The sequence below is a fragment of the Bacteroidota bacterium genome, assembly GCA_016721765.1.
GTDB lineage: Bacteria > Bacteroidota > Bacteroidia > UBA4408 > UBA4408 > UBA4408.
Genome location: JADKHO010000001.1, coordinates 451,981 through 470,727, shown reverse-complemented (window position 1 = coordinate 470,727; position 18,747 = coordinate 451,981). Strand labels below are relative to the sequence as shown.

Below are 18,747 nucleotides of genomic sequence, written 5' to 3'. Positions count from 1 at the left end.
TTATTTCCAACAAACTTTATCAACAAAAAACTGTGAAGAATTGAAAGTGAGGAGCTTACTTAAAGTATAAAAGCGCTGATTTTGAGGAATTTGGAAAATCGGATTTGTTTATTTTCCTTTATTGGCTTTCACAATATATTGCTCCAGTGCCATGGTCATAGAAGGTGCGGCTGGCATGGGTGCATGAATATCAAGCTTCAATCCGGCTTCTTTTACCGCTTTTGCAGTAGTGGGGCCAAAGGCAGCAATCCGGGTTTTATTTTGTTTGAATTTTGGGAAGTTTTGAAACAAGGATTTTATCCCGGAAGGGCTAAAGAAAACCAAAACATCGTAATTTACATCCGCTAAATCGCTCAAATCGCTACAAACGGTTTTGTAAATGATGGCTTTTGTATAATTGATATTTAATTGATCCAAAACATCCGGAACCTCTTCTTTGTGTTTATCGGAGCAAGGCAGTAAAAATTTTTCTTCTTTATGCTTTTTAATAACATCTATTAAGTCCAAGAAAGTTTGCTTGCCGTGAAAGATTTTTCGTTTACGGTAAATTACATATTTCTGTAAATAATATGCAGTCGATTCTGAAATGCAAAAGTATTTTAAGGTATCCGGAATTGAAACACGCATTTCCTGACACATTCTGAAAAAATGATCTACTGCATTTTTACTTGTTAAAATAACTGCAGTATGTTCGGCTATATTGATACGGTCCTTTCGAAACTCTGCAGCCGGAATTCCTTCTACATGAATAAAAGGTCGAAAGTCAATTTTTACATTGCACTTTTTAGCAAGATCAAAATAGGGGGATTTTTCGGATTCCGGTTTGGGTTGAGAAACAAGAATACTTTTTACTTTCAAACTGTTCGGCTCCTTCAATTGTTTTAGCATTATAAATTACTACCCGCGAACTATACAATGTTAATTATCAACTTCGTTATCACCACTAAGGGTAAAATTTCGAGGGTGCAAAGATATAAAAATAAATAGAAAATAGAAAAGCGCGACCCGGCCGAAACATTTCCATAGCTCCGAAAAGCGCGCAGCAGAAAGGCAAACACAAAGAAAATAGCCCCGGTAATAAAAACTCCTTTGTGTGCGGTACCGGGTATAAATGCTAAAATAATTACCAATGGAATGAGTCCAACACCAATAAAATGATTGTACAAAAAAAGTGTAAACACATATTCTTTCATCTCCTTATCGATACGCAATAAAAAGCCTAAAAAATTAAAGGTGCTTATTTTTATAAAGTAAAAAGCAAAAAGAGAAATTAAAATAACCGAGTAGTTAATAAAACTATTGTTGGAGGAAAAAGGCAAGGTGAAAAACCGACCCAATTGAAAAATAAAAAGCGAGGTAATAAGCAAGAATACTAGGGAGAGAAAAATACTGATGCGCTGAAACATTACATTCTCCTCGCGCACGATTTGCGCAACAAAGCGATTGCTGGCAAAAGCGTTGAACAATTGTCTTAATCGACTGCGATAAGAAACATTTAAAATACAAGCTATCCCAACAACAAGCAATAAAACACCGGTAGTCCAATCTTCATGTTCTTGTTTTTTTATTTTGGGAAGTATTTCCTTTGGATGTAAAAGATGGCTCTCAAATAAACTTTTAGAATAGCTTTTGTTTGATTTGGGAGGAAGTGGATGTAAAATCGTTTTTTGGGGAACATTCACCACCGCTGAACTTGTGTCATTGGGAAGCGAATCTATAACCGGACTTGGAGCAATTGTAATTAATTCAGTTTTAGGTTCAGGGGTTTTTTCGGGCAGCTTCTTTTCAATAGCCGTTGTTTTTTGCTCGACTTTTGCTTTTTGCTTTTCTTTAGTTTTTTTTGTGGTGGTGGGTACAAAATCCTTAATGGGCTCAGGGCCGATGGGAGCCGTTAACTCAAACTTTACAACTTTTTTGGGTGCGAGTAAACTATCCAATGTTTTGGATTTGCTTGCTTCCGATTCCGAAATATCATAAGAAATAATACTCTTATTTCGATTCGAATCGAGTGGATTGGGAAGAAATGAAAAAGCGCCTTTGTTCACCGCAATTTTCTTGCAAAAGTAAATACAAAAGCGCTTTAACGAGATAAAAATTGTTCACATTCAACTTGTGAACAAGTGTTCTTATTTTTTTACGTAAGGTGAATACGTAGAGGTCATCGTAACTTGAATATCTTCAGCAATATTTTGGAAAACGAGTTTCGGAACCTCGATATTGAAATCTTTTAACTTCACCGAAAACTTGGAATCCAGCACTAATTTTCCGTCAACCACTTTTATAGTACCGGAAATAGTTGTTGGTTTTGTAACACCATGAATGGTAAGGTCTCCGGTACAGGTTACTTTATTTTCACCGGCTTTGGTATAGTCGATTTTCTCATTAATTTTTCCACGGAATTTAGCTTGAGGGAATTTTGCACTTTCCATATAGTTTTCATTAAAATGCTCTTGCATCAAGGATTTTGGAAAAATAAATGCATTAATGGGAACTTTAACCACTACAGAGTCATTTGAAGCATTTAAGATAGAAGTTATTGCATCGTTGGTAGCATCAATGTTTTCAACAGGTGTAGCACTAAAGAATTTGATTTGTGCCGATTTATCTTTGGCGACATAAATTTGTGAGAAACTACTTGCCGAAATTAACAAGCTGGTTACGAGCAGGATTACTTTTTTCATATAGATTATTATTTGTTTAAATTAATTTTCTTTTCCACCGTCTTTTAGCCAACAGTTAATAGCTTGATATTCGCTTTGAGTTAAGGTACCTTTTAATGGCATTGTTTTTTTAACGATTACTTTATCTCTTACTTGACCGGTATCCACTTTGCGTTTAAAATTTTCAAACACTCTAAAATCACCCTTCCCTTTTGCGTGACAACCTTCTGTTGCACATTTAGTTTCAATTATAGCTTTTATTTCGGCTGAATAAGATGGAGCAGGCGTTGCACATGCTTCTTCAGTAGTAGTTTGTTTTGGTGTTTTGCAAGAGTTTACAAAGATGGTGCCGAAAGCCAAAACAGCGCAAAGGAGTAGTTTTTTCATATACGTTTTGATTATTTTTTTTAAAAGTAGTTTTAATAAATTAAATTACAAACTATTTAGTGCCTAACAGGAAAAATAGCGGATTCTTTGGGAAAATAGGAATCTTAAAATATTCTGTAAAGGCACCTATAGGCTAGCGATGATGATGTGTATATAGTTATTAATGTGATGCCTCAAAAGTGTGAAATTAGTTTGAATTCACATTGCAACATAAATCCGCATCAAAAGAAATAATTTAGATTAAATTTGCACTCTAATAAAAATCAGATGGCAACGCTTATCCCTGCAAAAAAATTAAAAGTATCGCGAATGGCCGAGAACCTTATTGGCTCAGAAATAATTAAGCTGGCGGGCGAAATAAATGAAAAGATTAAAAACGGGGAAAAGATTTACAACCTTACTATTGGTGATTTTAACCCACGCTATTTTCCAATTCCAAGCGGATTAAAGACAGCAATTATTGAAGCTTACGAAAAGGGCGAAACTAATTATCCCCCAGCAGATGGAATACTGGCCTTACGTGAAGTTGTTTCGGAATATTTAAAAAGCAAAGGTGATTTACACTACTCTCCCGGTGAAATATTAATTGCCGGTGGTGCGCGTCCTTTAATATACTCTGTTTTTAGTGCCTTAATTGATCCGGGAGATACCATTTTATTTCCGGTTCCCTCTTGGAATAATAACCATTATACACACCTTGCCTCAGCCAAACAAATATTGGTAGAAACACTGCCAGAGAATAATTTTATGCCCACCGCTGCTGAACTCAAGCCTCATATTCAGCAAGCAAATTTATTGGCACTCTGTTCGCCTTTGAATCCAACCGGGACAACTTTTACAAAAGAGGGTTTGGAAGAGATTTGTGATTTGGTGTTGGCTGAGAATAACCGAAGAGGAGCCAATGAAAAACCATTGTATTTAATGTACGATCAAATTTATTGGACACTTACTTTTGGTGAAACTGTGCATTACAATCCGGTTTCACTTCGACCCGAAATGCGCGACTATACTGTATTTATTGATGGCCTGTCTAAATCTTTTGCAGCCACCGGTATTCGGGTAGGGTGGGGTTTTGGACCTCAAGCGATTATCGAAAAAATGAAATCCATACTTGGGCATGTGGGAGCATGGGCGCCTCGTGCAGAGCAAATTGCAAGTGCTGCTTACATGAATCAGTCAGCTGAGGTGGATAATTTTTTAGACGATATTCGATCAAAAATTCACGCGCGGTTAGAAGCAATACATCAAGGTTTTGTTGAACTGAAGGCACTGGGATATAAGGTTGATTCCATTGCTCCACAGGCTGCATTATACCTAACGGTAAACTTGGATTTAAAAGGTATGAAAAAGCATAACGGTGAAGTATTGAATAGTACCCAAGACATTACAAAATACATTCTTGAAGAAGCAAAGGTTGGGATTGTTCCCTTTTCTGCATTCGGCTCCTCGGCTGATTCCACCTGGTACAGGATATCGGTTGGAACCTGTTCGTTAGAGGATACAACAGGAATAGTATCTAACTTAAAAAACGCCCTCTCAAAATTAAATTAATAGCAATAACCATCTAGTTAGTGGTAACATACGCTAACTTCCAATTATTTTACTAAAACGAGTATGAAGAACAACTATTGTGTGATTATGGCAGGTGGCATAGGAAGCCGCTTTTGGCCGATGAGTCGCACTAATTTTCCCAAGCAATTTATCGATATTTTAGGTACAGGCGAAACGCTGCTGCAGCAAACGTATAAACGTTTTTTAAAGCTCTGTCCTAAAGAAAATATATTTATTGTTACCAATGAAATTTACAAGGAATTGGTGCATCAACAGATAAATGGCATTGCCGAAGACCGCGTTTTACTGGAGCCGGCGCGCAGAAATACAGCTCCTTGTATAGCCTACGCCTGCTATAAAATTTCGAAATTAAATCCCCAAGCCAACGTGGTGGTAGCTCCCAGTGATCACCTCATATTAAAGGAGAACACTTTTGTAAAGGCTATTCAATCGTGTTTCAAAAAGGCTTCGAGTGAGGATTGTTTGGTAACATTGGGTATTAAACCCTCTCGCCCGGATACCGGCTATGGCTACATACAATTCCGCCAAAGCGAAACAAAGGAAAGTGATCCACGCATGAAGAAAGTGAAAACATTCACAGAAAAGCCGGATTTAGAAATGGCTAAATTTTTTCGTCAAAGTGGTGATTTTTTATGGAATGCCGGTATTTTTATATGGAGTGTAAAAAGTATAATTCGTGCCTTTGAAACCTATATGCCGGAAATGCATGCCCTTTTTAACGATGGACTTAGCAAACTAAATACGCCGGAAGAAGTGGAGTTTATTAAAAACACTTATCCGCAATGCAAGAATATTTCAATTGACTATGGCATTATGGAAAAGGCAAGTAATGTATATGTGCGCAGTTCGGCCATAGGCTGGAGTGATTTAGGAACTTGGGGTTCTCTTTATCAACACATGGACAAGGAAGAAAAGGGTAATGCGGTGGTGGGAAAAAATGTAATGCTCTATAATAGCAAAAACTGTATTGTGCACGTTCCTAAAAACAAATTGGTAGTTTTAGAAGGGCTGTCCGATTACATTGTGGTTGAATCGGATGATGTATTATTGGTGTGTAAAAAATCGGAAGAGCAACAAATACGGCAATTTGTGAACGATGTAAAAAGTTTAAAAGGGGATAAGTTTGTGTAGTTAGAATGCCCTTTTTAAAACTTATACATCACTCTAAAAGTAAAAACATTATCAGGTATATCTTGTGTGAATCCCGTTAATTGTGTTTTTTCATTTTGAACCATTGCATAGTATGCAGTTAATCTTACGTTATCGTCCCAATTGTAAATAATTCCCAAGCCTAATGTGGAGTACTTAATATCTGCAGAGGTGAAATTATTCGCTTTACCCGTATTTCCCTTAGCTCCAATTTGGTTGCCCTTAATTTTTGTATTGGGATCGAACCAATCGTATTTTACAACAGTTTGCAACTTTGTTTTACCAATAGTCTGTATAAAGTAGAAATATGCACCATCAATATGACGTTTGTATATGTCGGTTGTTGGCTGTACATCCATATTTAGGGTAGATGACTTTGTACTTGGTGTATATCCTTTAATATATTCAGCGCGTAAAGTTGTTTGACCTAAAAGCCAATGAAAAGAAAACTGAGCATCGGCTCCTTTATATTCTTTTGCTGCGATACTTCCTGCGTTTGAAAAGGATGAATCCGCACTAAATTGAATAACATTATTCACCGTATTTATGCGGTTATAATATTTATTCGTGTTCATTCGACTCCCGCCGCGATAATAAGAAACTCCACCACCGTATTGAATTGTTTTTGATTTGTTAGCTTTTATTAAATAAAGCCTTGAAATGAAATCCTTTTGTTTGTCAAAGTCAGTTTGTAGTCTACCCACGCCATTAAAAAAACCGGCATCCCATTTTATGAAGTGAAGCTTATATTTTGTGGGAAACTGCACGGATAGCATGGCTCCAATATCTCGCTCACTTGGAAAAAGAGTTTGTGACATTCTCCCCCTTTCGGTGGATTCACGTAGGTTAGATGGATTATTCACTTCAAAACCAAATGGACGGCTAAATGCTCCGGCAGTAATCGAAAAGGTTTTTATCCAAGGGTCTGTTAATCGACCATAGAAATCCATCACCTTCACACCTCTCTCATTTCCATCAATTTGAATCGTGAAAATACCTAGGCGTTCTTCATGTGTAATTCGGAATCGGGCCCTACGAATTTGAAATCGTTTATCCACATTAGGGGCAAAGTTACCCCCTTCAAAGCTTTCAATACCTGAAGAGTCCGCGTATTGAAACTGCGCTTGCAAATATCCGGAAATGCTGGTACGCTTTAAGAAATCCAATTGACCGGCAATTTTTTTTAATGCTAATTGAGTCGAATCAACTGTTAATGTATCGTGATTTATGGTTGTGGTGCTAGAGCTGGCAGGGGTGTAAAAAGAAAGTTGAAGTAAGAGTGCAACTGCAAGTTTAAGAAGCGCATTACCATCCGATTTTTTAAACATTTATTTACAATTATTTTGCATTTAATTAATGCGCAAAGCAGTAAATCGAATGTTATTGAGGTATTACGTGTGTGTTAAGCGAATGTTAAATCAGGAATAGTATACGCTGGAGAAATTGACAAGTAGAGAATTAAGGAACAATAATTTCATCGGTGCGAATGCGGTTGCTTTCGTGCAGTGCTCTGTCTTTGATGTATATTTCGTATTGAATAGTATCTTTTAATGTTGGAAAATAATAAGGTTTAAGAAAGGTTATTAAAATATCTCCTTCCAAGGATTTTGATTTTTTACTTGAGTTTAAAATTGGAATTCTAAAGTTTAATGGAATCGGTAAAACCTTTTCTACAAAAACGCCATTTACCTTAGTGTAATATCTGGTAAAAAAGTTAAATAAATAAGGTTCGCTGGTATCACTCTGCGTTAAACCAATGTCTCCATCGCCATCCGTAAAGGAAATAATTAAGTGAGCAGAATCGGCACCAAATTTTTCGAAAGCTTTGTAGGTAATTTCAGGCTCAGCAGGAAACTTATCCTTCTTTTTACAAGAATAAAAAGAGGCACCAGTTAGAAGCATAAGAATTAGCGCTATTTTTGAAATCTTTTTCATTGAAAAATTAGATGAACAAAGTTAAAAATATATTTCTTTAAAGTGTTAACCTTGAACAAACATACTTTATGAAGGAGTTGGAGAATCGAATCTTTAACATTACAAGTGAGCAAGAATTTGAAGCTTGTGCCTTGGAAGTTTTTGCCTTTCAATATTCCGAGAATAGCGTATATCGTATGTTTGTTGATAACCTAACGATTCACCGAAGTTCGGTAAACAATCTTTCAAGAATTCCTTATTTGCCTATCAGTTTTTTTAAGTCGCATCGCGTGCACTGTGGAGATAAGACACCTGAGCTAGTTTTCACTAGTAGCGGCACAACAGGGGCAATGAGCAGTGCGCATTATGTTAGTGATTTGGAACTCTATAAAAGGAGTTATCTTGGCTCATTCACTCAGTTCTACGCTGAACCATCTGAGTATTGCATTTTGGCTTTATTGCCTTCCTATAGCGAGCGGAGTGGATCATCACTCATTTATATGGTGGATGATTTAATACGCAAAAGTGGACATTCAAAAAGCGGTTATTATTTGAAAGCAGACGAAAAGCTGAGAGACACTTTACATGAATTAAGCGCAGTTAAACAGAAAACGCTCTTACTTGGCGTGACGCATGCTTTGTTTGATTTTGCGGAAAAATTCAAACTGAATTTAAGCAATTGTATCGTGATGGAAACAGGTGGCATGAAAGGAAGGCGAAGAGAATTAATTAGAACCGAGCTCCACCAAATTTTAACACAAGCGTTTGGAGTAACAAAAATACATTCGGAATTTGGGATGACAGAATTGTTATCTCAAGCGTATTCAAAAGGGGATGGAATTTTTGAATGCCCGCCTTGGATGCGTGTTGAAGCAAGAGAGATCGATGATCCTTTAAGTCCGGCTCTAACCCAAAAAACCGGAGGTTTAAATGTCATCGATCTCGCAAACCTCAATTCCTGCAGCTTCATTTCTACACAAGACTTGTGTAAAGTCTATCCCGACAAATCTTTTGAAGTGCTTGGCAGATTTGACAACAGCGACATTCGTGGCTGTAATCTACTACTGTAATATATTAACCCATTAAAACCGTTTCAAAAGTAGTATACTTTCAGATATATTGATATTATTTCATGTAAACTTGTTAAAAATTACGATAATTTCATAAAATGCCTATATTTGTTAACAGTATTAAAATCTGATTTAAATTATATGCCACTTCCTTACCAAATTGATAAACTAGACCAACAGATACTTTCTATTTTGATGAAAGATGCTACCATTCCGTACACCGATATAGCAAAGGAGTTATTGATATCGGGCGGTACAGTGCATGTGCGCATGAAAAAATTAGAAGAAATGGGGGTGGTAAAAGGGTCGCAGTTTGTGGTGAATCCTATGAAAGTTGGTTATGATATATGTGCATTTTTAGGAATCTTTTTGGAGAAGGGGTCTGAATATAATGATGCAGTGGCGCGCATGAAAAAAATTGATGAGATTGTAGAACTGCATTACCTTACTGGGACTTACAGTATGTTTGCAAAGATATTTTGCAGAGACACCAACCATCTCCGCGAAGTATTAAACGAAAAAATTCAAAGTATAAAGGGTGTTTCAAGGACGGAAACCTTTATCTCGCTAGAAGAAAGTATAAAAAGGCAAATTAAAATAGGATAAGCTTAATCGTTAGCCTGCGCTGCAAAATATTCACGGTTCATACGTGCAATGTTGCTAAGCGAAATTTCTTTAGGGCATTCTGCTTCGCAAGCACCGGTATTTGTGCAGGCTCCAAAACCTTCTTCATCCATTTGATTCACCATTGCTAAAACACGTTTTTCACGTTCAATTTGACCTTGGGGTAGCAATGCAAACTGGGAAACTTTTGCACTCACAAAAAGCATGGCACTGGCATTTTTGCAACTGGCAACACAAGCTCCACATCCAATACATGCAGCGGCATCCATAGCTAAGTCGGCATCTTTTTTATTTACCGGAATATTGTTGGCATCTTGAGCTTGACCGGTATTTACAGAAATAAATCCGCCTGCATTCATGATTCTATCAAAAGAGGAGCGGTCCACAACCAAATCCTTCATCACCGGAAAAGCGGCTGCACGAAAGGGTTCAATAAAAATAGTTTCGCCATCACTGAAATTACGCATGTACAATTGACAAGTGGTAGTGGCGCTTTTAGGACCATGTGCGCGACCGTTAATAAACATGCTGCAAGTACCGCAAATACCTTCACGGCAATCGTGATCAAATGCTACCGGAGTTTCGCCTTTACGGATAAGTTCTTCGTTCAACACATCCATCATTTCCAAAAAGGACATATCCGCATTAATATTATCGATAGGATAATCTACCAATTTACCGTCGGATTTTGCATTGGCTTGTCGCCATATTTTTAATGTAAATTTCATCGCTTATTTCTTTATTGTTTTGGATTTCCGGAAATCCGGAACAGTAACTTATTTATAGCTTCTTGTAGCTAGTTTGATATTTTCGTAAACCAGTTCTTCTTTATGTACTTCCGGTTCATTGTCAATTCCTTTAAACTCCCAAGCTGCTACGTAGGCGTAATTTTCATCGTTGCGTTTTGCTTCGCCTTCGTCTTGATATTCGGTACGGAAATGCCCACCACAGGATTCATTGCGTTGGAAGGCATCGTTTACCATTAGCTCGCCCAATTCAATAAAATCAGCAACTCTGCCTGCTTTTTCTAAATCGGGGTTTAGTTCGTTCATTCCGCCGGTAACTTTCACATTGCTCCAGAATTCTTTGCGTAATTCTTTAATCATTCCTTTTGCTTTAGTTAAACCTTCGGCAGTTCGGGCCATTCCACAATAATCCCACATAATTTTCCCCAATTCTTTGTGGTAATCGTCCACTGTTTTAGTGCCTTTAATTGAGAGCAATTTTTCCATTCGTGCTTTGGCATTATTTTCGGCATCAATAAAAGCAGGATGATCGGTTGGAATTGCTTTGGTGAAAATTTCACCGGCTAAATATTCTCCGATGGTATACGGTAAAACAAAGTAGCCATCGGCCAAGCCTTGCATTAATGCCGAAGCGCCAAGACGATTAGCACCGTGATCGCTAAAGTTTGCTTCGCCGGTTGCGTATAAGCCGGGAACAGTAGTCATTAAATTATAATCCACCCAAAGACCACCCATGGTGTAATGCACAGCAGGATAGATGCGCATGGGCACTTCATAAGGATTTTCGTTGGTGATGTGTGCATACATATCGAAGAGGTTTCCATAACGTTCTTCGATAACATTTTTTCCTAAGCGTTTGATCGCTGCAGCGAAATCCAAATACACCGCCAAGCCTGATTCGCCTACACCACGACCATCATCACAGGCTTCTTTAGCAGCTCGTGAAGCAATGTCGCGAGGAGCAAGGTTTCCATAACTTGGATATTTTCTTTCGAGGTAATAATCTCTTTCTTCTTCCGGAATATCTTGGGGTTTACGTTTATCGCCCTTTGCTTTTGGTACCCAAACACGGCCATCGTTACGCAAACTTTCGCTCATAAGGGTGAGTTTGCTTTGATAATCGCCACTTACCGGAATACAAGTTGGGTGAATTTGAGTGAAACAAGGGTTGCCAAAAAATGCACCTTGCTTATAAGCTTTCCATATTGCCGTTACATTGCATCCCATGGCATTGGTGCTTAAGAAAAATACGTTTCCATATCCACCACTTGCCAAAACAACCGCATGTCCAAAGTGACGCTCTAATTCGCCGGTTACCAGATTTCGAGCAATAATTCCGCGTGCTTTGCCATCGATATTAACCAGTTCAACCATCTCATGACGGTTAAACATTTCAACATTTTTAAGTCCAACTTGACGACTCAATGCGGAGTAAGCGCCTAATAGGAGTTGCTGTCCGGTTTGACCACGTGCGTAAAAAGTACGTGAAACCTGAGAGCCGCCAAAGCTACGGTTATCGAGTAAGCCGCCGTATTCGCGCGCAAAAGGAACACCTTGTGCAACACATTGATCAATAATATTTACACTTACTTCGGCTAGCCGATGCACATTTGCTTCGCGGGCACGAAAATCGCCACCTTTAATGGTATCGTAAAACAAGCGATACACGCTATCTCCGTCGTTTTTATAATTTTTGGCAGAATTAATTCCGCCTTGAGCAGCAATACTGTGTGCTCTGCGCGGGCTATCTTGGTAGCAAAATGCTTTTACTTTATAGCCCAACTCAGCTAAGCTGGCAGCAGCAGAGGCACCGGCAAGTCCGGTTCCAATCACAATAACTTCCAGTTTTCTTTTATTCGCCGGGTTTACCAGTTTAATGCTGGATTTATGTTTTGTCCATTTTTCAGCAAGCGGACCTGCAGGAATTTTACTATCTAATTTCATTTAGTTTGAGTGTTGAAGCAGGTTAATTAGTTTATCCAATGAAAGTACATTGCCAGTGGCATAAGCGCAAAAATCAAAGGAACAATAATGGAGAATGCAATTCCTAATTTTTTAATAAATGGGGTAAAATTTTTATGGTTTAATCCAAGGGTTTGAAAAGCGGATTGAAAGCCATGAAGCAAGTGGTAAGCTAATGAAATCATACCTAATACATATACTGCTACTGCACCACCATAAGAAAAAACAATTTTCATTTCGGCGTATAAATTATCGTGCCCGTTGGCATCTAATCCGGGTAAACCGGTAAAACGGCTTTTTACCCAAAAATGCCCTAAGTGCAAAATCAGAAACAACAATAAGAGAGTTCCGAGTAAACCCATACTGCGTGAATACCAGGTACTATTGGCGCTTGCATTGGTTTTAGCATATTTTACCGGGCGCGCTTTAGCATTATTAAGTGTTAGGATTAAAGCTTGAACAATGTGAAGGATGATTCCGAAAAAAAGCACTATTTCGGTAGTACGAATAAGGATGTTGGTACCCATGAAATGTGCGGCAGTATTAAATAGTAGACCGCCATCGTTGGCAAAAATACAAGCATTTACACCGCAGTGTACAACTAAAAAAGTGATTAAAAATAGACCGGTAAGGCCCATTATTACTTTTTTACCTAGAGATGATTCCAAAAATTTTTTTGATTGACTCATTGTTGTGTGAAGGATTTATTTGAGGAAGCTTGTGATGAATAGTTTTTATATTTACAGCACACAAATTTATAATCAAATACATTCTAAACAAATTTAATTTCCAAACATCATTATTCCCTTAGAGATTACAGGAAACTTAAGGGTATGATATAAATCATAGGCTATGAAATACAACCCCATTAACTCAAAATTGTTCATCGAAAATCGTGCACGTTTCGCGAAAAAATTAAAATCAAATTCAATTGCGGTATTTAACAGTAATGATATATTGCCTACGAATGCGGATGGTTCGATGGGCTTTCGGCAAAATTCGGACTTGTTTTATTTGTCGGGTATTGATCAGGAAGAAAGCATACTTGTTATTTTTCCTGATGCAAAAGACTCGCATCACCGCGAAGTTTTATTTTTAAAGGAAACCAATGCGCATATTGCAATTTGGGAGGGACATAAATATACTAAAGCAGAAGCAACTGCTGCATCAGGAATCCAAACTATTTATTGGTTGCATGAATTTAATACCCTCTTTAAAACGCTCTTGTTTCGTGCTGAAAATGTGTATTTGAATACCAATGAACATACACGAGCGACAATTGAAACGGAGACAAGAGATGCTCGATTTATTAAGTGGTGTAAGGATAATTTTCCTTTGCATAAATACGAGCGCTCGGCGCCAATTATGCATCATTTACGAGCAATTAAATCAAAGTATGAAATTGAATTAATACAGCAAGCATGTAACATTACAGAAAAGGGCTTTAGAAGGTTATTGAAATTTATTAAGCCGGGTGTGAAAGAATATGAAATTGAAGCGGAATTGATTCATGAATTTATTCGTAATCGTTCACAAGGATTTGCGTATGGGCCAATTATCGCTTCAGGTGCAAGTGCTTGTGTTTTGCATTATGTAGAGAATAATCGCGAATGTAAAAACGGCGATGTGATATTGCTTGATGTGGCAGCAGAGTATGGTAATTACGCATCTGATTTAACCCGTTGTTTGCCGGTAAACGGAAAGTTTACAAAACGCCAAAAGGATGTATATAATGCTGTTTTGCGTGTGATGAAAGCAGCAACGAAGATGTTGGTTGTTGGTAATACAATTGAGAAGTATCATGTGGAAGTTGGAAAATTGATGGAGAAGGAATTAATTGGACTTGGATTATTAGATGCGAAAGCAGTTGCCAAACAGGATAAGAATAAGCCTTTGTATAAAAAATATTTCATGCATGGCACCTCACATTTTTTAGGATTAGATGTACATGATGTGGGTGATTTCAAGCGCCCACTAGAGGAAGGCATGGTATTTACATGTGAACCCGGAATTTATATTCCGGAAGAAAGTTTAGGTATCCGAATTGAGAATAATATTTTGGTAACTAAAAAAGGACCGGTGGATTTGATGAAAAATATTCCATTGGAAGTGGAAGAGATTGAGCGTTTGATGCAACAAAAGTGATGCAAACCGTACCCTTCAAATACGGAAAAATTTCTTACCAAGTAAAAGGTAAAGGCCGTGCCATTGTGCTTTTGCATGGTTTTTTAGAATCGTCGCAAATTTGGAGTGAGTATGCGGAACGACTTTCAAAGGTGTATAAAGTAATTTTAATTGACTTACCTGGCCATGGTGAAAGCGAGTGTTTTGGATATGTGCATCGGATGGAATTGATGGCTCAAAGTGTGAAAGCGGTGCTCGACAGTTTGCATTTAAGACGCTATATTTTGGTTGGCCATTCAATGGGTGGGTATGTAGCTTTAGCTTTTGCAGAATTGTATTCCGATAATTTGAAAGGAATGGTTTTATTTCATTCCACTGCCTTGCCTGATTCTAAAGAGAAAAAGCGTGATCGCGAAAAGGCTATTGAATTTGTAAAAAAGAATCCTAAAGTTTATGCGCAAGAAGCTACAAAGAAATTGTTCGCACCCTTAAATGTGGATCTCTTTAGGAACAAGGTTGAACTTGCTCAAAGCATTAGTGTGCGCACTTCGCAGCAAGGTATAATAGCAGCATTGGAAGGAATGAAAGTGCGTAAAAATCGAGAAGTGGTATTGAAATTTGCACGCTATCCGGTATTGTTTATTGCAGGTAAATTAGATACTACAATTCCATTTGAGCGAATTAAACCCTTATTTTCATTAGCTAAAAATACCTACACACAAACCTTGGAAAATGCGGGGCACATGGGATTTTTTGAAGCGGAAACGGAAACGTTGAGGGCGACTAAAAAATTTGCGCGCGTTTGTTTTCGCACACCTTATTAAAATTATTTTGCCAATTCTGCTTGTTTGCTGCTCAAGCCGGTAATTACTTCATCGTAAATCTTTTCAAAATCATCGGGATGAGCAGTATAGTAGGAAAAACTAGCTTCAAAAATTTTCTTATTTATTTTATGTTTTAAATAAATAGATTCGAATAGTTTTTCCTTGTCGTTTGGGAAATTTGTTTGGCCATAATTGCTTAAATTCACTGCTGCATCAGCTAATTGAATATCTATCATTACCGCAACCATTGCTTCTTTTTTTAAGATACCATCGGGGAGTGTATCTTTTTTAGAACTGCATGAAATCAAGAAAAATAGAAAACCCGCAAAAAGTATGGACTTATTTATAAATTGCATTGCTTTTATTTGAAAGCAAAAGTAACAAATATTGATGGAGCTTATGAACTTTCGTTTGAAGAGAATACTTATAGTATGCGGTATTGGCTTTTTTAGCCTATTGGTGTTATTTCTACTTTTCAGAAATTCATTGCTGACCTACATCCTAAACAAAAAATTGACAGCCTTCGAGCAGCGCTATCATACTCAAATTGCTATCCATTTAGCTGATTTCAAGGGACTAAATGGATTGCTTATAAAAGGAGTTACTCTGGCACCGCAAGCATCCGATACCTTACTTCAAATAGATTCTGTATTTCTTAATATTCGTTTGTTTCCGCTTCTTACAGGAAAAGTGCGTTTTAGTAATTTGGAAATAGCCAATACCTACTTACACATTATTAAAAGTTCAAACCGGAATAATTTTTCATTTTTGATACAACAAAAAAAGGATAAACAGGATAGTGTTATTGTAAAAGCGGATTATAGCAGGTATGCCGAAAAAATGCTAAGCACCTTATTTGATGCAATTCCATCGAGTGTTCGTTTTAAAAATACAATTGTAAGCTTTGAAGGGGATAGTATAGAAATGAAAGCGAATGTGCCAAAGCTTGAAATTAAAGACCATGTTTTTAGCACACAAATTATTTTGTTGGAGAATAATGTTGCACAGCGATGGCTTGCAGAAGGAAGTATTTTTTCGGATGAAAGGACAGCTGATTTGAAACTATTTCCTCAAGAAAAGGGTGGGACATTTTTGCCTTTATTGAAGCAAAAATGGAAACTTTCATTAACCTTCGACACCATTCAAATGAAACTGGACAGAGCATCTTATGAAAATAATTCTTTATTGTTAAGTGGCCGGATTTCGGCAAAAAATTTTCAACTCAACCATTGGAGAGTTTCCGCAAACAATGTGATAATTCAAAACCAAACCTTAGATTATTTGTTGCGCATTGGGACAAATTTTGTGGAATTGGATAGTACTTCAACGGTTTCATATAACAAAGTCAAATATCATCCCTGTTTGAGCTATCAGATTTATCCAACACACAAAATTAAGTTAGATGTAAGCCTTCCGGAGTGTAGCGCGCAAGATTTTTTTGAATCCTTTCCGAAGGGATTATTTGAAAATATTGATGGAATAAAGACGAGCGGTTCCTTGTCTTATAAGCTTCATTTTTTTATCGACACAAAATATCCTAATGAACTTGAATTCAGCTCTTCATTAAGTAAGAAGAATTTTAAGATATTAGGTTTTGGAAATACCAATTTGGCAAAAATGAATGGGGAATTCCAATATACGGCATACGAGAAAGATAGAGCAGTACGGAGTTTTTCGGTTGGTACAAGTAATCCTTATTATACTCCGATAAATGAAATTAGTACTTCAATGAAAGCTGCTTTACTCACTTCCGAAGACGGTAATTTTTATTCGCATTCCGGTTTTAATGAAGATGCCTTTCGAAAATCGATAGCTACAAATTTTAAGGAGAAACGATTTGTAAGAGGGGGCAGCACTATTAGTATGCAGTTGGTTAAAAATGTATTTCTTACACGCAATAAAACAATTGCTCGAAAAATGGAAGAGGCCATGTTGGTTTGGCTTATTGAAAACAATCGACTGGTGAGTAAAGAAAGAATGTATGAAGTGTACCTAAATATAATTGAGTGGGGGCCAAATGTATATGGTATTGGGGAAGCAAGCCGTTTTTATTTTGAAAAGAAACCTTCGGAATTGTCGCTCGCTGAAAGTATTTTTTTAGCAATGATTGTACCTCGCCCGAAAGGGTTTAAATACAACTTTGGGCCGGATGGAAAATTAAAAGAAAGTGTTGCCAGTTATTACTCATTGGTAGCAGGGCATATGGTTAGAAAAGGTGCGCTAACTGAACAGGAAAAGAGCGAGCTTGTACCAAATGTAATTTTAAAGGGATTTGCTAAAAGTATGGTGTTGGTTAGCGATACCATTCAGATTCAAGAGGAACAAGAAGATATTTTTTGAAAGTGAATTACTATTCACGCGAGAAGGTCAATCTTTTTCCACGAATTGCTTCATTTATATTTCCATTTTCAAAGACGCAAGCTCCATTTACAAAAGTATTTAGAACTTTTGCTTGGAAAGTAGTTCCTTCAAATGGAGACCAGCCGCAGTGCGCAATTATATTAGACTTATTTACTTCCCAAGGGGAATTTAAATCCACTAATACTAAGTCGGCAAAGTAACCAGAACGAATGTATCCACGTTTTTCAATCTGAAATAGTGTTGCAGGGGCGTGGCACATTTTTTCAACAATTTTTTGGAGGGTTATTTTTTTTTGATGGAAAAACTCAAGCATAGCGACTAGTGAATGTTGAATCAAAGGTCCACCGGAAGGGGCATTGAGATACGTATTTTGCTTTTCCTCAATTGTGTGTGGGGCATGGTCGGTAGCAATTACATCAATTCTATTGTCGAGTAATGCATTCCATATTTCAGTTCTATCGTTTGCAGATTTTATTGCCGGATTCCATTTAATCCAGTTTCCTAAGCGTTCATAATCTTCGTCACAAAACCACAAATGATGGATGCACGCTTCTGCTGTAATTCTTTTTTCGTTCAGCGGCTTTTGTTCAAAAAGTGTGGTTTCCTTTGCGGTTGAGATATGAAGTACGTGCAAACGGGAATTGTATTTTTGAGCAAGACTAACCGCTAGTGATGAAGACTTGTAGCATGCTTCAGCATTGCGTATGATCGGATGGTAGCTGGGCGGAATAGCATCTCCGAATTTTTCTTTTGCCAGAGCTAGATTTTCGCGAATTGTTTTTTCGTCTTCGCAATGCACTGCAATAAGTAATTTGGATTGAGAAAAAATAGTTTCAAGCGTTTCGCGGTTATCAACCAGCATATTTCCGGTTGACGATCCCATAAAAATTTTAATACCACATACCGTTTGTGGATTTGTTTTTAATACTTCCTCGATGTTGCTATTTGATGCGCCCATAAAAAAGGAATAATTGGCGAATGAATTCTTTGAAGCGAGGTTGTATTTGTCTTCTAGTAATTCTTGCGTAAAAACATTGGGAATTGTGTTGGGCATTTCCATGTAAGAAGTAACTCCACCGGCAACAGCAGCGCGTGATTCACTATAAATGGTTCCTTTATGGGTAAGGCCCGGTTCGCGAAAATGGACTTGATCATCAATCACTCCGGGTAAAAGATATTTACCCGTGGCATCAATAATTCTAGTATCCTCAGGTAATGAGGGAGTAGCACCCGAGCCGTTAACATATGGCTTAATCCAACTAATTTTTTCACCTTCGATAAATACATCTCCAATGAAAATATTTCCTTCATTAACAATACTTGCATTCTTAATGAAGGTTGACGGCATGAAAAG

General features: G+C 37.4%; 18 protein-coding genes. 7 read left to right on the top strand and 11 right to left on the bottom strand.

Translation table 11 applies throughout. The features are described from left to right. Positions 1-108 precede the first annotated feature (108 nt). The 4 genes from IPP32_01905 to IPP32_01890 all read right to left on the bottom strand — a co-directional run bounded on the left by IPP32_01905 (position 109) and on the right by IPP32_01890 (position 3,047). Positions 109-858 (bottom strand): uroporphyrinogen-III synthase, encoded by a 750-nt coding sequence (locus tag IPP32_01905; GenBank protein MBL0046841.1) that lies wholly within the window; start codon positions 856-858, stop codon positions 109-111. 50 nt (positions 859-908) lie between these two features. Next, the gene (locus tag IPP32_01900; GenBank protein MBL0046840.1) at positions 909-2,045 is read right to left on the bottom strand and encodes a DUF4271 domain-containing protein; all 1,137 of its coding nucleotides are present in this window, start codon (positions 2,043-2,045) and stop codon (positions 909-911) included. A gap of 81 nt (positions 2,046-2,126) precedes the next feature. Next, a complete protein-coding gene (locus tag IPP32_01895; GenBank protein ID MBL0046839.1) occupies positions 2,127-2,681 on the bottom strand; it encodes a YceI family protein in 555 nt (184 codons plus the stop codon). A gap of 21 nt (positions 2,682-2,702) precedes the next feature. Continuing rightward, entirely contained in the window at positions 2,703-3,047 is a 345-nt protein-coding gene (locus IPP32_01890; GenBank protein MBL0046838.1) for a hypothetical protein, read from the bottom strand. Between the two features lie 309 nt (positions 3,048-3,356). On the opposite strand from IPP32_01890, the gene IPP32_01885 reads away from it, so the two are divergent. Continuing rightward, the gene (locus tag IPP32_01885) at positions 3,357-4,598 is read left to right on the top strand and encodes a pyridoxal phosphate-dependent aminotransferase (protein MBL0046837.1); all 1,242 of its coding nucleotides are present in this window, start codon (positions 3,357-3,359) and stop codon (positions 4,596-4,598) included. 63 nt (positions 4,599-4,661) lie between these two features. Beyond that, positions 4,662-5,750: an NTP transferase domain-containing protein gene (locus IPP32_01880; GenBank protein MBL0046836.1), complete on the top strand. Its 1,089-nt coding sequence runs from the start codon at positions 4,662-4,664 to the stop codon at positions 5,748-5,750. Positions 5,751-5,764: 14 nt separating this feature from the next. Here the strand turns inward: IPP32_01880 and IPP32_01875 are convergent, their stop codons facing one another. Then, positions 5,765-7,096, bottom strand: coding sequence for a porin (locus tag IPP32_01875; protein MBL0046835.1), 1,332 nt, complete (start codon positions 7,094-7,096; stop codon positions 5,765-5,767). A gap of 130 nt (positions 7,097-7,226) precedes the next feature. Next, positions 7,227-7,703: a hypothetical protein gene (locus tag IPP32_01870; GenBank protein MBL0046834.1), complete on the bottom strand. Its 477-nt coding sequence runs from the start codon at positions 7,701-7,703 to the stop codon at positions 7,227-7,229. Positions 7,704-7,771: 68 nt separating this feature from the next. Here IPP32_01870 and IPP32_01865 point away from each other — a divergent pair, with 68 nt between their 5' ends. Both IPP32_01865 and IPP32_01860 read left to right on the top strand, forming a co-directional pair. Beyond that, positions 7,772-8,752 (top strand): acyl transferase, encoded by a 981-nt coding sequence (locus IPP32_01865; protein MBL0046833.1) that lies wholly within the window; start codon positions 7,772-7,774, stop codon positions 8,750-8,752. A gap of 141 nt (positions 8,753-8,893) precedes the next feature. Continuing rightward, positions 8,894-9,358, top strand: coding sequence for an Lrp/AsnC ligand binding domain-containing protein (locus IPP32_01860; protein MBL0046832.1), 465 nt, complete (start codon positions 8,894-8,896; stop codon positions 9,356-9,358). A 2-nt stretch (positions 9,359-9,360) separates the two neighbouring features. Here IPP32_01860 and IPP32_01855 read toward each other — a convergent pair whose 3' ends face one another. Genes IPP32_01855 through IPP32_01845 form a run of 3 tightly spaced genes read right to left on the bottom strand, consistent with a single transcriptional unit; the run spans position 9,361 to position 12,773 of the window. Then, on the bottom strand, positions 9,361-10,104 hold the full coding sequence (locus IPP32_01855; protein MBL0046831.1) for a succinate dehydrogenase/fumarate reductase iron-sulfur subunit: 744 nt from the start codon (positions 10,102-10,104) through the stop codon (positions 9,361-9,363). Between the two features lie 48 nt (positions 10,105-10,152). Next, positions 10,153-12,066: a fumarate reductase/succinate dehydrogenase flavoprotein subunit gene (locus IPP32_01850; protein MBL0046830.1), complete on the bottom strand. Its 1,914-nt coding sequence runs from the start codon at positions 12,064-12,066 to the stop codon at positions 10,153-10,155. A gap of 26 nt (positions 12,067-12,092) precedes the next feature. Further along, positions 12,093-12,773 (bottom strand): succinate dehydrogenase cytochrome b subunit, encoded by a 681-nt coding sequence (locus IPP32_01845; GenBank protein ID MBL0046829.1) that lies wholly within the window; start codon positions 12,771-12,773, stop codon positions 12,093-12,095. A gap of 163 nt (positions 12,774-12,936) precedes the next feature. Here IPP32_01845 and IPP32_01840 point away from each other — a divergent pair, with 163 nt between their 5' ends. Continuing rightward, the gene (locus tag IPP32_01840) at positions 12,937-14,229 is read left to right on the top strand and encodes an aminopeptidase P family protein (GenBank protein MBL0046828.1); all 1,293 of its coding nucleotides are present in this window, start codon (positions 12,937-12,939) and stop codon (positions 14,227-14,229) included. Continuing rightward, on the top strand, positions 14,226-15,032 hold the full coding sequence (locus IPP32_01835) for an alpha/beta hydrolase (GenBank protein MBL0046827.1): 807 nt from the start codon (positions 14,226-14,228) through the stop codon (positions 15,030-15,032). The genes IPP32_01840 and IPP32_01835 overlap by 4 nt, the downstream gene beginning before the upstream one ends. A 2-nt stretch (positions 15,033-15,034) precedes the next feature. Here the strand turns inward: IPP32_01835 and IPP32_01830 are convergent, their stop codons facing one another. Next, on the bottom strand, positions 15,035-15,388 hold the full coding sequence (locus IPP32_01830) for a DUF4296 domain-containing protein (protein ID MBL0046826.1): 354 nt from the start codon (positions 15,386-15,388) through the stop codon (positions 15,035-15,037). 157 nt (positions 15,389-15,545) lie between these two features. Here IPP32_01830 and IPP32_01825 point away from each other — a divergent pair, with 157 nt between their 5' ends. Continuing rightward, positions 15,546-17,372, top strand: a complete 1,827-nt coding sequence (locus IPP32_01825) for a transglycosylase domain-containing protein (protein ID MBL0046825.1) — start codon at positions 15,546-15,548, stop codon at positions 17,370-17,372. Positions 17,373-17,382: 10 nt separating this feature from the next. Here IPP32_01825 and IPP32_01820 read toward each other — a convergent pair whose 3' ends face one another. Further along, positions 17,383-18,741: a dihydroorotase gene (locus IPP32_01820; protein MBL0046824.1), complete on the bottom strand. Its 1,359-nt coding sequence runs from the start codon at positions 18,739-18,741 to the stop codon at positions 17,383-17,385. Between the last annotated feature and the right edge of the window lie 6 nt (positions 18,742-18,747).

What these genes read in the sequence shown, in the direction of transcription:
- IPP32_01895 (MBL0046839.1), bottom strand. Translation starts at nt 2,681, where the DNA reads ATGAAAAAAGTAATCCTGCTCGTAACCAGCTTGTTAATTTCGGCAAGT.
- IPP32_01890 (MBL0046838.1), bottom strand. Translation starts at nt 3,047, where the DNA reads ATGAAAAAACTACTCCTTTGCGCTGTTTTGGCTTTCGGCACCATCTTT.
- IPP32_01885 (MBL0046837.1), top strand. Translation starts at nt 3,357, where the DNA reads ATGGCCGAGAACCTTATTGGCTCAGAAATAATTAAGCTGGCGGGCGAA.
- IPP32_01880 (MBL0046836.1), top strand. Translation starts at nt 4,662, where the DNA reads ATGAAGAACAACTATTGTGTGATTATGGCAGGTGGCATAGGAAGCCGC.
- IPP32_01875 (MBL0046835.1), bottom strand. Translation starts at nt 7,096, where the DNA reads ATGTTTAAAAAATCGGATGGTAATGCGCTTCTTAAACTTGCAGTTGCA.
- IPP32_01870 (MBL0046834.1), bottom strand. Translation starts at nt 7,703, where the DNA reads ATGAAAAAGATTTCAAAAATAGCGCTAATTCTTATGCTTCTAACTGGT.
- IPP32_01865 (MBL0046833.1), top strand. Translation starts at nt 7,772, where the DNA reads ATGAAGGAGTTGGAGAATCGAATCTTTAACATTACAAGTGAGCAAGAA.
- IPP32_01860 (MBL0046832.1), top strand. Translation starts at nt 8,894, where the DNA reads ATGCCACTTCCTTACCAAATTGATAAACTAGACCAACAGATACTTTCT.
- IPP32_01855 (MBL0046831.1), bottom strand. Translation starts at nt 10,104, where the DNA reads ATGAAATTTACATTAAAAATATGGCGACAAGCCAATGCAAAATCCGAC.
- IPP32_01850 (MBL0046830.1), bottom strand. Translation starts at nt 12,066, where the DNA reads ATGAAATTAGATAGTAAAATTCCTGCAGGTCCGCTTGCTGAAAAATGG.
- IPP32_01845 (MBL0046829.1), bottom strand. Translation starts at nt 12,773, where the DNA reads ATGAGTCAATCAAAAAAATTTTTGGAATCATCTCTAGGTAAAAAAGTA.
- IPP32_01840 (MBL0046828.1), top strand. Translation starts at nt 12,937, where the DNA reads ATGAAATACAACCCCATTAACTCAAAATTGTTCATCGAAAATCGTGCA.
- IPP32_01830 (MBL0046826.1), bottom strand. Translation starts at nt 15,388, where the DNA reads ATGCAATTTATAAATAAGTCCATACTTTTTGCGGGTTTTCTATTTTTC.
- IPP32_01820 (MBL0046824.1), bottom strand. Translation starts at nt 18,741, where the DNA reads ATGCCGTCAACCTTCATTAAGAATGCAAGTATTGTTAATGAAGGAAAT.